Genomic DNA, 13,678 nt, shown 5'->3' on the forward strand with positions numbered 1-13,678 from the left:
GTTAAATAATGATATAAATGCAAAAGGAAGTTGCTAACTGTTAGTTTGCTAATTGAGAAAGCAGTAGCTCAGTGATAACAATTAATACGAGTCAGCAGCAGAACTCAACATCAAGGACTGATAAGTGAAAAGCCTTAAAAGACAGACCGTATTTATTGTGTCTGGAAATACACCATGGGCAGAGGTTGCAGTTGCCAGCCTTGCCACCACATTTGAATGCTACTCATTTAAGATTGAAACATCCGTTGAAAGGCTATGGGAATTACCACAAGACACCTTAGTGGTGTTTGATAAATCGAGCCTTGGAAACCCATCATCATTGTGTATCTCTCCCTCTGAACGAGGAGGTAAATGGCTGATAGTCAATGGCGATTCGATTGATGAACAGAGTGTAGCGGGAACTATTGCGCTTGGTTTCTCTGGCTTAATCATCTTACCTTTTACCCTAGAAATGCTTCCAAGAGCGCTGCGTACCATTGTATCAGGCCAGTTATGGTTCAGCCGAGAAGCCATGTCACAGACCCTAAAACATCTGGTCAGTTCGGCTGGAACGACTCACCACTCAGTGAACATATTAGGGGCGAAATACACCCTTTCCTGCCGAGAGCAACAAGTGTTTTTGCATCTTTTGCATGGCAAAAGCAATAAAGATATTGCGTCGCAACTGCACCTCAGTCTCAGTACAGTTAAGTGCCATGTTTCTAGCATTTTATTAAAAACGGGGAAACGCAGCAGGAGTCAAATAAACATGTTGTTAATGGATGCAGAAAATAATAGCCAAACTAGAGTTAATTAAAGAAAAACTTATATTAAATATCGAAAGCGTCTAAATTAGTTAATTAACTACGCACTCGTTAAATAGGTCTAAATTAGTTCTTAATATGACAACTAACTAGCCTAATGGTCGATATAAAAATTAACCCTAAATATATACATTTTGTTCGTCCAAGAATAATTAATAACCCTTCGGAGAATAATATGAAAACTTTAGTTGGTGGTGTAGCAGTAGCTTTACTTTTTTCTGCTGGTGTGGCAGCAAATAATTGGTCAAGCAACCCTGATGAACACACAAACGGCGCAACTCAATTTAATGTAAACCTAACGGGCGAAATTCCACAACGTTGTTATATGCATTCAACACAAGATCGCTCAATTGAACTAGATGTAAAAACACCTTATGAAGCTGCGAGCGAATTCAAGTTTCAGGCATGGTGCAATAACGACAATTCGAAAGGTACGTTAGTTGTTGGAGCACAAGCATTTAAAAACAGCAATGGTATCGATGTAATCCCTCTTGAAGTCACATTTAATGGTACTTCTGGCACTATTGATGCGGAAAACAATGCCAATAACAGTCATGCAATTGAAGTAGGAATGGATGTAAGTAATAGCACTGAAGGCTATTTGAGTGCGAATAATGTTTTAAAAATTAAACCCGTTATTACTGGATGGGAAAAAGCTGGCGATTATAAAACATCAATGTATGTTTCACTTTATCCAAGATAGATGTTCATTATTTTGTAGTGATATTTTATCGAAATTGGGGCCCTTTAGGCCCCACTTGAGGACTTATGCGGATATTTATATTCATATTACACATACTTTTACTCTTTCCACCTATGGCACATGCATTTGAGCTATTCCCGATGGTGACTTTTTTTTCGCCTCAAGGAAGTAAAAGTGAGCAGTTCTTTCAAGTTAACAACACCACTGAACAACCCTTACCTTTAGAGGTTTTTGTTAGACAAAGACATATAGCGAATGACAACCTCGAACAGCTTACCGAAACAGAAGATTTTTTTGTATTTCCTCCGCAAGTGCTTATTCCACCTAAAAGCACCCAGATGGTCAAAGTTAAGTATATCGGCAACTTAGTCGATACATCTCAATCTTATCGCGTTGTATTTAGTCAGCTGCCTATCAAAGATGACGTGAAAGAAAGCAGCATAAAAATGTTATTTCAGATTGGTGCCTTAGTGTTTGTGTCACCAACGAATGTGTCTAACACTATGAGTGCAGACATCACCTATCAAGACAATCACCCCGCTTCAATGGAGTTAGCTAACACAGGTGATGGCGTTATCATTATCCCCCAGCTGTCTTTTAACGTAAAAAGCGATCATGCAAATCACAATTGGAAATGGCAGGATATTCAACACCTATTAAATCAACAGTATTTGGTGCCAGGAGAATCGGTCAACATTGCGATTGATACTTTACTTTCGCCTAAAGATAGTCAAGCAAAGGTGGATATAAAGGAAAATCGGTGACAAACGTTAAAGCACTGCAACTATGGCTAAGTTTGTCATTAGCATTGCTTCTACCTATACAGACCTATGCGATGAGTTTCTCATTACCCCTCGAAATAGACGGTCAAGTGTTAGGGACTATCCCCGTCAATCTAAATGGCTCTGACGTCGAATCAGTTTCATTTAGTTCTCTAAAATCAATACTTGGCCCCCGCATATCCGATAATATTTGGCAGGATTTATCGCTGGGTAACGTAAGCATGCAAGGCACCAATCAGATGGTACCTCTTACCGTCTTAGCACAAAAAGGATTAGATTTAAGCTTTAACCCGTCAACCTTGACCTTAGATCTTGAGATTGATCCAGAAGCTTTTGGACAATTCGACGTTGACTTTAATAACCAGTTTAATGCTTTTGTGCCATCTCAAAGCGGCACATTTAGTTGGTTGAACAGCATTAACTTTACTCATAGTGAAAACTGGGAGTCTACGACAAATAGTCGCTTCTCTACAGCTGACTGGCTGGCGCAGATGAACTTTGGTGGCGCAAACGGGATAAATATCACTTTGGCAAACCACCTTGAAGCCAATGATAGCGAAACAAATTTACTTCGCGGAGAATGGACTGCTTTTTACGATAGACCTAGCGCTCCATTTAGATTAGCAATGGGCGATGTTGAGTCAGGTTCCAGTGTTGCAGGCCACTTATCAGGTACCAGTATGGGAGGTCTATCGATAAAAAGTGATTATGCAGAACTTCAGCCAGAAAGAATAATAGGCCCTAATAATAGTCAGGAGTTAATCCTTAAAGAAAGTGCTGAAGTTGAAATTACCGTAAATGGACAAATCATATTCAGTGGTCGGCAAGAGGCTGGGCGATTTAACCTTAATAATTTACCAATGACCAACGGTGCGAATGACATTATCGTTAATGTCACCTATCTGTCAGGAAAATCAGAACGGTTTGTATTTAGCCAATTCTACAATAACAAACTACTGAACAAAGATATGTTAAATTTCGGCGTTACCGCTGGTGCGCCGTCTATCTATGCTGAGAATGGCGTTGAATATTTAGATACTTGGACGGTAATCGGATTTACCGAGTATGGAGTGTCATCTTGGTTAACCCTTGGGGCAAATGCCGCTATCGCACAATATGGCCAAATATTAGGTGCAACGGCAACATTAGGGACTTCTTGGGGTAACCTTTCTAGTCGTGTCTCTTTTAGCAATTTAGAAGATACAGGCATGGGTAATATAGTATCTTTCACATTTGAAAGCACGGTTGCAGGTAACTCTAATAATGCGCCAAACCTTAGATTAAGTGCTGATTTTTCAGATACATTTACTTCAAGCCCTTGGGATAAAGACATATTAGCCACGTCCTATGAACGCTACTTGGCCAACTATGTCTGGATATTCAATAACGCATGGGATACTACAATTTCAGGCTCTTACTATAAAGATACCCATGATGTTGAGCAAAGTAACTTATCAATGACTTTGAACTGGAGAATGGGTGACTGGACCGTAGGGACTGGCGCTAACTATAACGACACTGACACCTATGAAAATGCAGATATTGAGTATTTTGTAACTCTGGATTGGAGGCGATCAAATACTCAAAATAAAGTGAACCTAGCCGCTAACTACAATAGTGCTAATAATTACGCTCGACTAGAGGCAAGTAAAACAAGTAGCGACAGAGTCGGCAGCATTGGCTACCGAGCACAAGCGGAATATGAAGACGGACGAGATAGCCAAAATGCTCAGTTCGATTACACTGCAAACCGGCTTAGGGTCGAATTAGAAGTAGAGCGAAATAACAGCAATGCAAGTATCGATAACGATGCCTCCTATTCGGCTTCAATCAGAGGTAATACTGCTATTGGTATTGTTGATGGTCAAGTAGGCTGGGGACGCGCACAAGACGGTCCATTTATTATCTCAAAGCTACACCCATCATTGCCACAACAGCAAGTCATGTTAGGTATAGACCAAAAGCAGAACTACGAAGCCTCTGGTACTTCCATGATAGGAGCCCTTCTACCCCTAGAGGTCGCTTATGTTAGCAATGTTGTTGACCTCAATGTGCCTGATGCACCAATTGGCTATGACTGGGGGGAAAGCCGATTAACAGTCTCTCCTGGGGCCGCCACTGGTCACTACTTCATGATAGGTTCAAATAGCTCATACACCGCCAAGGGTGTGTTAAATGCAAGCAATGGTGAGGCTATATCATACCTGCAAGGCACAATTACAGGTGAAGGGATAACCTTACCTTTCTTTACCAATAAGTCTGGTCGGTTCTATATCCAAGGGATAGGCCCAGGCGAGTACATCATTACTATTTTGAGTGAAAGTTATCAGCCCATCTCTCTAGTCATAGAGCAGGTCGATAGCCATTTAATCGATCTCGGCACACTCAAAATCACGTGTATTAAGGAGAACTGCGATGAAAGTTTATAACTTCAAAAATGAGGTCTTAATGCTGGCGATATTTTGCATTGTTTTTGCTAATTTATCTCATGCAAAATCCGAAGAGGAAGCTGCTATTTGTGATGGTAACTGGCATATTGAATTAAAAACACAATCCTCAACTTCGGAAAAAAAAGGCCAACGAGGGGTGTGGATCCCTGGTACGATTTATCTTGATAGAGCACTTTCACAATGTGTTAAAGAAATTGTGATAAAACAGCCTCAAGGGGGTGAACCTCTGCTACGAGGAACGACTTCAGTGCATAGGTACGAATTAAAAAACACATCTCGCCAGTCAATTAATACGACTGGTCGAAATAACTATATATTACCGGTTTTAGGTCAACGGAAAATTAATCTGTGGGCCTATATCCCAAGCGGTAAAGACTTTTACCCGGGCTCATACCAAGGCATATTGGATATTGAACTAAAGAGCGACATCAATACCATCATATCGACAAATAATTACTCTTTTAACTTTCAAGTGGAACCTTATGTTCGAGCCAAAATTGCAAATAGCAAAGACAGCTGGTTACCAGCAACGGGGACATCGATAAGGGTTCATTTAGGCAATTTAACCCAAAAGAACCGCAAGGAGTTGCCACTTTTTATTGAAAGTAATAGCTACGTCGGTATATCTATGTCGTCTTTAAACAACGGTTACCTAGTTAACCTAACCAATAAGAAAAACAAAGTTCCCTATCAACTCCTATTTCGAGGTCAACAAGTCAATTTACTTAACGAAGCAGAGTTCAACATTAATAACCGTCTTTTGAATGGTCAAAAAATGTCAATCTTGTTTCAGAATACGCCAATGCCTTTTGCCCGAGCCGGTTATTATGAAGATATAATTACAATTAACTTGTTTGCGAAATGACTTATGATGACTCTTGCATTTTAATTCTATGCTAATCACCTATCGATGAGTCTCTACAAATAAAGGTACATAAAATGCCAGTACTCATTAGAGTATTCTGGCATTTTATGCAACTAACAGCGATTTACTCCACTGGTTATTATGTTCCCCAAGGGGTTATCCCCGTCATATCATCGAGATTATATGGCGTCAGCTGGTAGACATAATAGTTAAGCCAATTACTCACCAGTAGACTGCCATGACTGTGCCAACGGGCAATGGGCGCTTGCAGTGGATCATTGTTGGTAAAGTAATTTTGCGGCACTTCAGGCGCTAAACCTTGCTCAAGATCGCGGTAATACTCATCTTTTAAGGTCGATTTTTGATACTCGGGATGCCCCATCACAAACAGGTTACGATTGTTTTTGCAGAGCACCATATAGGCACCTGCTGTCTCTGACTCGGTCAACACCTGAAGCTCTGGGTGCGCCTTTAGCTTATCGATATCCATCTCGGCAAAACGCGAATGCGGTGCAAAAAATTCATCATCGAAGCCACGCAACAAGGGATAGTGCTCAGAGGTGCGCTTATGGGTAAACACCCCTGAGCGCTTAGTTGTCAGCAGTGATCGGTTTAGACCGAATAGATGATACAGCGCCGCATGAGCCGCCCAACATAGGAAGAGCACCGAGGTGACATGCTGCTGTGACCAATCGATGATTTCACGGATATGATCCCAGTATAACACCTCTTCAAACTCTATCTGCCCAAGCGGCGCGCCAGTAATAATTAAACCGTCATAGTTTTTCTGCCGTACCTGCTCAAAATCTCGATAGAAATTGTTCATATGATCAATAGAGGTATGCTTTGAAGCTTTATCGTGAATTCGTAGCAGATCCACATCGACTTGCAGAGGGGTATTACCTAAGAGGCGTAGCAGTTGGGTTTCGGTCTCAATCTTATTGGGCATTAAATTAAGGATTAATACCTTCATTGGACGAATATCTTGATTCGCCGCCCGAGTCTCGGACATGACAAAGATATTCTCTGACTCCAGGATCTCTGCAGCGGGCAGATCATCGGGGATTTTAACCGGCATAACGCGCCTCTTTATTCTAATTATGTAACCTATCAGAAAGAGACGCGCCAGCTAGACTAACTCACAGCTAATTTAGTTAACGTGCCACCCTCTGTACTAATACAGACATTGGCTCACTCGAGTCCAGATCGATTCGGTAAGCCTGGGTATTAATAAACATCAATTTATCATCTAGCGTGATACGTGCACCTATGTTGTAGGTGTGGCCATCTTCAAATTGATCTCTATTAATTAAAAACTGGAATGGGATTGGGGTACTGACATCATTACGCTCAAACTCTGCAATCACTTCAGCAGGTGCATCCATTCGCGACACATCTTGAACCTGAACGCTGATCACCGCGTCTTCGGGTAGCGCGATTCGCTCCTTGTACCAAACCTCACCATGGATCTCCACCACAGCATTGGATGTTGCACAACCAGTCAACATGCTTGCTGCTACCGCTAAAGGTAATAAAGGCTTAAACCACTGTTTCATATTTACGCTCCTAATAATACATTAAGACATCTGGAAGTCTATATGTCCGTACTTAAATTTTATATCAGTTAATCGAAAAAGTCTGTTAACTATCCACCGATAACTGCTGTTAAAGAATAGGTATTCTCACAATGCTTGTCACAGCAACAGACAATTAATCTTGTTCTAATACACTTATCTTTCTATGATAAGTTACCTATTCGAAGTCGAATACCCATATGACACAAGCAACTGCAATAATTGTGGGCGCTAGCTCATTACTTAGCCGTGAAATTGCAAAACAACTTGCAGATGAAGGCGTTGAACTGGCCCTATTAGCACAAGATCCACAGTCTCTTATCGAGTTTAGCCAATCCTTGCCCACTAAGGCGCAAGTTTTCCCGCTACAAATCGACGAGCCAGAAGCCATTATCAGTACCCTGAATGCCGTTTGGCAATCTCTTGGCGGTGCTCATCTTATTTTGGTCAATACTGGGTTAACCCATTACGATCCAGAGCTGCCTTGGCAGCCTGAACAAGATATCATCACAGTTAATGTGCAAGGCTTTTCAGCCATTTGCAATACGGCCTTTAGACTATTTCGCGACCAAGGCTATGGGCAATTAGCCGCGATTAACTCCATTGCCGGACTACGAGGCGGCCCAAGTGTGGCCTATCACGCCTCGAAAGCTTATGCGCAGAACTACTTCGAAGGTTTGAGCATGCATGCCCAGCGCCTGAAGCTGCCTATCACGATTACCGATATTCAGTTAGGCATGCTAGATAAAGCGGCTATGCAACAAAACCGTCTGTGGTTGTCACCACTACCTGTTGTGGCGAGCCAAATAATTAAGGCGATGAAAACAGGTAAACGCAGAGCCTATGTCACTAAACGCTGGCGCTTAGTGGCATGGTTAACCAAAGGCTTACCTGAGTTTGTTTACAACACGCGCCACTGGAAAACCAAAGCGCAGAAGAAAGCTGAGCGTGCAGCTAAGAAAGAGTCGAAGTAACCACAGCAATTGCGTATGAAACATAAAAAAGGAGCCTATTGGCTCCTTTTTTATGGGTAGGATTTGTCCAAATATCTTTGGATTAGAAAGTGTAACCTACACTAATCATGTAAACCCATGGGTCAATATCTGTTTCAACTTTCTGAGCATCCGCACCTAGGTTAAATTTCACGTCGGTACTGATCTGTGCATACCAAACTGATGCGTTGATTAACCAGCTGCCATTGATTTGATAATCTAAACCAACCTGAGCCGCTAAGCCCCAAGAATTACTCATACTCAAATCAGTCAAAGCACCATCTAAGTCATTGGTAAACTCGTTATCGAAGAAGTTAGTGAAGTTAACACCCGCACCAATGTATGGACGAAGTTTAGATTGCGCATCACCGAAATAGTACTGTGCTACAAGAGTTGGCGGTAGCTGCTTAGTCTCGGCGATTTTACCTACACCATCGAGTGAAATATCGTGCGTAAATGGCGTAGCGGCTAAAAGCTCAATACCAATATTATCGGTCAACATATAGCCGAAGTTCAAACCAAGCTGGGTGTTGTCATCAACACTAAATTCACCAAAACCAGCGACATCTTGACTAGATTCATTTGGCGCAACAACAGCAACACCCGCGCGGACGATAATATCGCCTGCTTGGTGAGCGAATACAGAAGAGCTAAAACCAGTGGTTAGTAGGGCGGTGGCAATTAAGCTAGAAACGATTTTTTTGTTCATTATACTACTCCATTAATACAACACTTAACGCTGCTTTTGTTATCAATATCCATACAGTTGCGCGCATCCTGCCAGAATATCAGCGCTCAAAATTTGACCTGAATCAAAAATAAACCCGAATTATCACTCAGCCACACGCAAAGGCGATGAAGATCACATTTACGGAACATTCATTGAAGTCGCACCTTTAAATTTCGTGAGGAAAGCACACTTAGAATATTTAACAAGCAGAAAGTAAAAAGAGTGAACACAACAATAAGTCGACCTGAAGTTGATGGCTCTGAGCAGATAGCTCTTAGTTGAGAGTTGAGAGCCAGTATTAGATGAAGATGAAAATGAATATATTCCTATAACCTTTATTCAAAGCAGCGATTTAATGGTGAACCACCAACACAAGTCAGTAGTTTACGGCTAAAAACAGATGCAGAGTCTTACAAATATACCAGTAAAGCTCGCCCACAAAGCACCTTGCACTAAAATAGCTGTTACATTCTTGCCAGTATTGTTAATTAACCCTATGTTTAGTTGAGTCACTATATTTACTGTTAATAAAATCACTTTACTACTGGAGATTCGGATATGAACAAATGGGTAATAGGGGTAGTAACTGTTGCCATACTAGCCTTTGGGAGCGTGATAGGTTTTAACCTTTTTGTTAATAAAAAAATAGCGACTGCCCTCGCCAACCTCCCTGAACCCGTCTATCCCGTAACAGTTGAGAAATTAACCCCTAATACTTGGGACCAAAACATTAAAGCCATTGGTTATATTGAACCTAATCAAGGGGTCAATATTTCTAATGAAGTGGCAGGCCTAGTCACTGCGATTAATTTTGAAAATGGTGATGTAGCTAAGGCCAATACTACCTTAGTCAACATCAACTCATCTGTACAAGCTGCACAACTTAAAGAGCAAGAAGTACAGTTACCCGCAGTAAGAGATGATTACAACAGACAGCTTAGGCTTTATAAAGACAAGTCCATATCACAACAAAGTCTACAGGCAGCACAAGCGAAATATGAAGCACTGCAGGCCAACATAGAAAGCCTGCAAGCAAATATTGAGCTTCGTCAAATCAAAGCCCCATTTAATGGCGTACTGGGTATTAGAAATATCAACCTAGGGCAATTTCTTTCAGCAGGCACTAACATTGTTCGTCTAGAAGACTTGTCAGTAATGCGAGTGCGCTTCAGTGTCCCCCAATCTCAAATAGGTAAACTCAGTGTTGGTCAACCTATTTCATTAACCGTTGACCCCTATCCTGACCGTATATACTCAGGAAAAATTAACGCGATTGAGCCAGTGATCAATTACAAAACGGGCTTAGTGATGATTCAGGCAGAGCTGCCCAATGATGATCAAACGTTACGCGGCGGTATGTTTGCCGAAGTCAGTGTTGCCTTAAGTAACCTCGAACAGCAATTTGTAGTACCGCAAACAGCCATTGTATTTGCTTTATATGGCAACTCTGTATTTGTAATCAATAAGCAAGGTGATGACACGCGAGTTCATCAGGTAACCGTTGACGTATTACAAAGAAACGGTAACTACGCGTTAGTTAAAGGCGCCTTAACGTTTGGTCAGGAGGTTGTGACAACCGGTATTCTCAATCTTGGTAACAACACTAAAGTCAGCGTGACACCGAATCCGATTACGCCCTCAGATAAAATGCCAAAGCTGTAGGAGCGAGATATGAATTTCACCGACACGTTTATTCATCGTCCAGTCATGGCTGCTTCACTGAGCATTTTACTATTTATTCTTGGCCTCAATGCAATGAAAGATCTGCAGGTCAGACAATATCCTGAGATGACCAACACGGTCATTACCGTAACGACACCCTATCCTGGCGCCGATGCAGAGTTAATTGAGGGCTTTATCACTCAGCCCTTAGAGCAGGCCCTGTCCCAAGTAGACAATCTTGATTTTATGACCTCATCAAGCCAACTTGGCACCTCGACTATTATCCTAAACATGCGGCTCAATACTAATCCAGAAGAGGCGCTGGCAAACGTATTATCTCAAATCAACTCTGTGACAAACCAGCTACCGAAAGAAGCATATAATCCCTCAGTCACCTCATCGACAGGGGCGACAACCTCCATCATGTATATCTCTTTTTTCAGTAAAGAACTCGACTCCAGCCAAATCGTTGATTACCTAGAAAGAGTGGTTAACCCTCAATTATCAACCGTTAACGGTGTCTCTAACATCCAAATGATGGGCGGTACCCCGTTCGCGCTACGGATCTGGCCTAACCCAGTAAAGCTGGGGCAATATAATCTCACCACTGCTGATTTGATCACTGTTTTGCAACAAAATAACTATCAATCTGCAGTCGGTCAGTTTAATAGCAGTTTAACCATTCTTAACGGTACAATTAACACCCAAGTCGACACGGTTGACGGGCTCAAAAAGTTAGTCATTAAAAGTGACAGTGGCCAAGTGGTTCAGCTGCAAGATGTGGCAGATATTAGCCTCGGAAAAAGCAGCGACAGCACTCGAGCTCTAGCTAACGGCCGTGAAGCGGTGATTATCGGTATTAATGCCACCCCAACGGCGAACCCACTCGATGTCGCTGAAGGGATCCGCACCAAGTTTGATTTGGTTGAAAAGAACCTTCCAACTACCATCCAATCAACACTCATTTATGACTCCACCTTGGCCATTACAGACTCTATTGATGAAGTGGTGAAAACCATTGCAGAAGCCGCTGTGATTGTCATTGTGGTGATCCTGCTTTTTCTTGGCTCTTTCCGAGCGGTCATCATTCCCATTATCACTATCCCACTTTCTTTAATTGGCGTGATTGCCGTTATGCAGGTATTCGGTTTTTCTCTAAACTTGATGACACTGCTCGCCATGGTATTAGCGATAGGTTTAGTGGTTGATGATGCGATTGTGGTGGTTGAAAATGTCGATCGTCATATCAAAATGGGCACAAAACCGTTAGAAGCGGCATTAGTTGCGACACGAGAAATTGCAGTCCCAATCATATCGATGACCATCACATTAGCAGCCGTGTATGCCCCAATCGCATTAATGGGAGGCGTTACGGGCTCTCTCTTTAAAGAGTTCGCCCTTACGCTAGCAGGCTCGGTGGTTATTTCGGGCTTTGTCGCACTGACTCTTTCTCCCATGATGTGTTCAAAGATGCTCAAACCACACGCTCAACCTAGCAAGTTTGAAGAAACAGTTGAGCGTGTGCTCGGCGGTTTAACCTCTCGTTATCACAAAACGCTGCTTGCGGTACTTGATCATCGGGGTGCGATGGTATTTTTTGCTGTCATCGTCTTCGTATCGCTCCCCATCATATTTAGTTTCATTCCTTCTCAGCTTGCCCCCGATGAGGACCAAGGAGTTGTGGTCGTGATAGGGACAACGCCATCAACATCGAATAATGACTATATCCAAGCTAACATGGAGCTCATTACCCAAATTATCTCTAAACAACCACAAGTAGAAGCGTCATTAGCCTTGATTGGTGTTCCGACTAGCAGCCAAGGCCTTGCTATTGCTCCGCTTGTACCTTGGAGTGATAGAGCGCTAAGCCAAAAACAGATCTCTGCAAACGTTAATAAACAAGCTAAAAAAATCCCAGGGATTACCGCTACCGCTTACCAAATGCCTTCACTTCCAGGCGCGTCAGGAGGCTTACCTATTCAGTTTGTTATCACTAGCCCTGCGAGCTTTGAAACTCTTTACAATATTGGTAATAAGTTATTGGAAAAAGCAAAGAAGAGTCCACTGCTTGTTTATACCGATTTGAACTTAAAATATGATTCAGGCTTGGTACAACTAAAAATTGATCGTGAGGCTGCAGGTGCATACGGGGTTACCATGCAGGAAATCGGCTCAACACTCGGAACCATGATGGGCGGTGGCTATATTAATAGGGTAAATATTGATGGCCGCTCCTACGAGGTCATTCCCCAAGTAGAGCGCGTCTATAGGGCCAACCCTAAGCTAATTGACCAGTTTTATGTCACCGCGCAAAATGGCACAGCGATTCCTTTGTCTAGCTTAGTTAGTTATAGCGTCAATGGTAATGCAAAATCTTTACCCCATTTCAATCAAATGAACTCAATATCAATTGAGGCTGTACCAGCTCCTAACGTCGCAATGGGTGATGCTATTGCATATTTCGAACAATTGGCGAAAACAGATTTACCTCCAGGGTTTACCTACACATTTATGGGCGAGGCCCGTCAATTTGTTGAAGAAGGCAGCTCTCTGTACGTTACCTTCGCCCTCGCGCTTGCCATCATCTTTTTGGTCTTAGCCAGTCAATTTGAGAGTGTACGCGATCCATTAGTGATCATGTTCACCGTGCCTCTTGCTATTAGTGGTGCGTTAATTGCCCTTGGATGGACACATGTCTCAGGCGAAACATCACTCAATATCTACTCACAGGTGGGGTTGATTACGCTCGTGGGGCTGATAACCAAGCACGGCATTCTAATGTGTGAAGTCGCCAAAGAGGAGCAGATATTCAAAGGTGCTACAAAACATGATGCCATCATTGAAGCTGCCACTGTCAGGCTACGCCCAATTCTGATGACAACTTCAGCCATGATTGCAGGACTCATTCCATTATTGTTTGCGAGTGGAGCGGGTGCCGCTTCGCGTTACAATATCGGTTTAGTGATTGTTGCAGGCCTTGCAGTAGGAACTGCATTCACTCTGTTTGTTCTCCCAGTGATGTACACGTATATCGCGAGTGATCATAAATTCCATGAGGGATTTGATGACCAACAAAGTGATGTAAACAAAGACGCTCAACTAACGCCGCAGTAACGT

11 protein-coding genes are annotated in these 13,678 nt (G+C 42.4%); 8 read left to right on the forward strand and 3 right to left on the reverse strand.

The window, feature by feature from the left end; translation table 11 throughout:
- Positions 1-124: 124 nt before the first annotated feature.
- The 5 genes from SHAL_RS14900 (at position 125) to SHAL_RS14920 (ending at position 5,603) form a co-directional block, all read left to right on the forward strand.
- Positions 125-796, forward strand: a complete 672-nt coding sequence (locus SHAL_RS14900; protein WP_012277955.1) for a helix-turn-helix transcriptional regulator — start codon at positions 125-127, stop codon at positions 794-796.
- A 182-nt stretch (positions 797-978) separates the two neighbouring features.
- On the forward strand, positions 979-1,506 hold the full coding sequence (locus SHAL_RS14905; protein WP_012277956.1) for a hypothetical protein: 528 nt from the start codon (positions 979-981) through the stop codon (positions 1,504-1,506).
- A 140-nt stretch (positions 1,507-1,646) separates the two neighbouring features.
- Positions 1,647-2,270: a fimbria/pilus periplasmic chaperone gene (locus SHAL_RS14910; RefSeq protein ID WP_223296199.1), complete on the forward strand. Its 624-nt coding sequence runs from the start codon at positions 1,647-1,649 to the stop codon at positions 2,268-2,270.
- Complete coding sequence (locus SHAL_RS14915) at positions 2,267-4,717, forward strand: fimbria/pilus outer membrane usher protein (protein WP_012277958.1); 2,451 nt, start codon at positions 2,267-2,269, stop codon at positions 4,715-4,717. The genes SHAL_RS14910 and SHAL_RS14915 overlap by 4 nt, the downstream gene beginning before the upstream one ends.
- Positions 4,704-5,603, forward strand: coding sequence for a hypothetical protein (locus SHAL_RS14920; RefSeq protein WP_012277959.1), 900 nt, complete (start codon positions 4,704-4,706; stop codon positions 5,601-5,603). Before SHAL_RS14915 ends, SHAL_RS14920 begins: the two co-directional genes overlap by 14 nt.
- Positions 5,604-5,742: 139 nt before the next feature.
- On the opposite strand, the gene metA is transcribed toward SHAL_RS14920, so the two are convergent.
- Entirely contained in the window at positions 5,743-6,681 is a 939-nt protein-coding gene (metA, locus tag SHAL_RS14925) for a homoserine O-acetyltransferase MetA (RefSeq protein WP_012277960.1), read from the reverse strand.
- Positions 6,682-6,757: 76 nt separating this feature from the next.
- A complete protein-coding gene (locus tag SHAL_RS14930) occupies positions 6,758-7,159 on the reverse strand; it encodes a YbaY family lipoprotein (RefSeq protein WP_012277961.1) in 402 nt (133 codons plus the stop codon).
- Positions 7,160-7,377: 218 nt separating this feature from the next.
- On the opposite strand from SHAL_RS14930, the gene SHAL_RS14935 reads away from it, so the two are divergent.
- Positions 7,378-8,151 (forward strand): SDR family NAD(P)-dependent oxidoreductase, encoded by a 774-nt coding sequence (locus SHAL_RS14935; RefSeq protein WP_012277962.1) that lies wholly within the window; start codon positions 7,378-7,380, stop codon positions 8,149-8,151.
- 82 nt (positions 8,152-8,233) lie between these two features.
- Here the strand turns inward: SHAL_RS14935 and ompW are convergent, their stop codons facing one another.
- Positions 8,234-8,878 carry an outer membrane protein OmpW gene (ompW, locus tag SHAL_RS14940; protein WP_012277963.1) on the reverse strand — a complete coding sequence of 215 codons (645 nt, stop codon included), beginning with the start codon at positions 8,876-8,878 and terminating at the stop codon, positions 8,234-8,236.
- Positions 8,879-9,457: 579 nt separating this feature from the next.
- Between ompW and SHAL_RS14945 the strand changes: the two genes are divergently transcribed.
- Together SHAL_RS14945 and SHAL_RS14950 are read left to right on the forward strand one after the other, a co-directional pair.
- Positions 9,458-10,561, forward strand: coding sequence for an efflux RND transporter periplasmic adaptor subunit (locus tag SHAL_RS14945; protein WP_012277964.1), 1,104 nt, complete (start codon positions 9,458-9,460; stop codon positions 10,559-10,561).
- A gap of 9 nt (positions 10,562-10,570) precedes the next feature.
- On the forward strand, positions 10,571-13,675 hold the full coding sequence (locus tag SHAL_RS14950; RefSeq protein WP_012277965.1) for an efflux RND transporter permease subunit: 3,105 nt from the start codon (positions 10,571-10,573) through the stop codon (positions 13,673-13,675).
- The last annotated feature ends 3 nt before the right edge of the window (positions 13,676-13,678 follow it).

The organism is Shewanella halifaxensis HAW-EB4 (genome assembly GCF_000019185.1).
Taxonomy (GTDB): Bacteria; Pseudomonadota; Gammaproteobacteria; order Enterobacterales; family Shewanellaceae; genus Shewanella; species Shewanella halifaxensis.

Bases quoted from the DNA above. Each gene is read 5' to 3' on its own strand.
- SHAL_RS14905 (WP_012277956.1), top strand. From the start codon at position 979: ATGAAAACTTTAGTTGGTGGTGTAGCAGTAGCTTTACTTTTTTCTGCT.
- SHAL_RS14910 (WP_223296199.1), top strand. From the start codon at position 1,647: ATGGTGACTTTTTTTTCGCCTCAAGGAAGTAAAAGTGAGCAGTTCTTT.
- SHAL_RS14920 (WP_012277959.1), top strand. From the start codon at position 4,704: ATGAAAGTTTATAACTTCAAAAATGAGGTCTTAATGCTGGCGATATTT.
- metA (WP_012277960.1), bottom strand. From the start codon at position 6,681: ATGCCGGTTAAAATCCCCGATGATCTGCCCGCTGCAGAGATCCTGGAG.
- SHAL_RS14930 (WP_012277961.1), bottom strand. From the start codon at position 7,159: ATGAAACAGTGGTTTAAGCCTTTATTACCTTTAGCGGTAGCAGCAAGC.
- SHAL_RS14935 (WP_012277962.1), top strand. From the start codon at position 7,378: ATGACACAAGCAACTGCAATAATTGTGGGCGCTAGCTCATTACTTAGC.
- ompW (WP_012277963.1), bottom strand. From the start codon at position 8,878: ATGAACAAAAAAATCGTTTCTAGCTTAATTGCCACCGCCCTACTAACC.
- SHAL_RS14945 (WP_012277964.1), top strand. From the start codon at position 9,458: ATGAACAAATGGGTAATAGGGGTAGTAACTGTTGCCATACTAGCCTTT.
- SHAL_RS14950 (WP_012277965.1), top strand. From the start codon at position 10,571: ATGAATTTCACCGACACGTTTATTCATCGTCCAGTCATGGCTGCTTCA.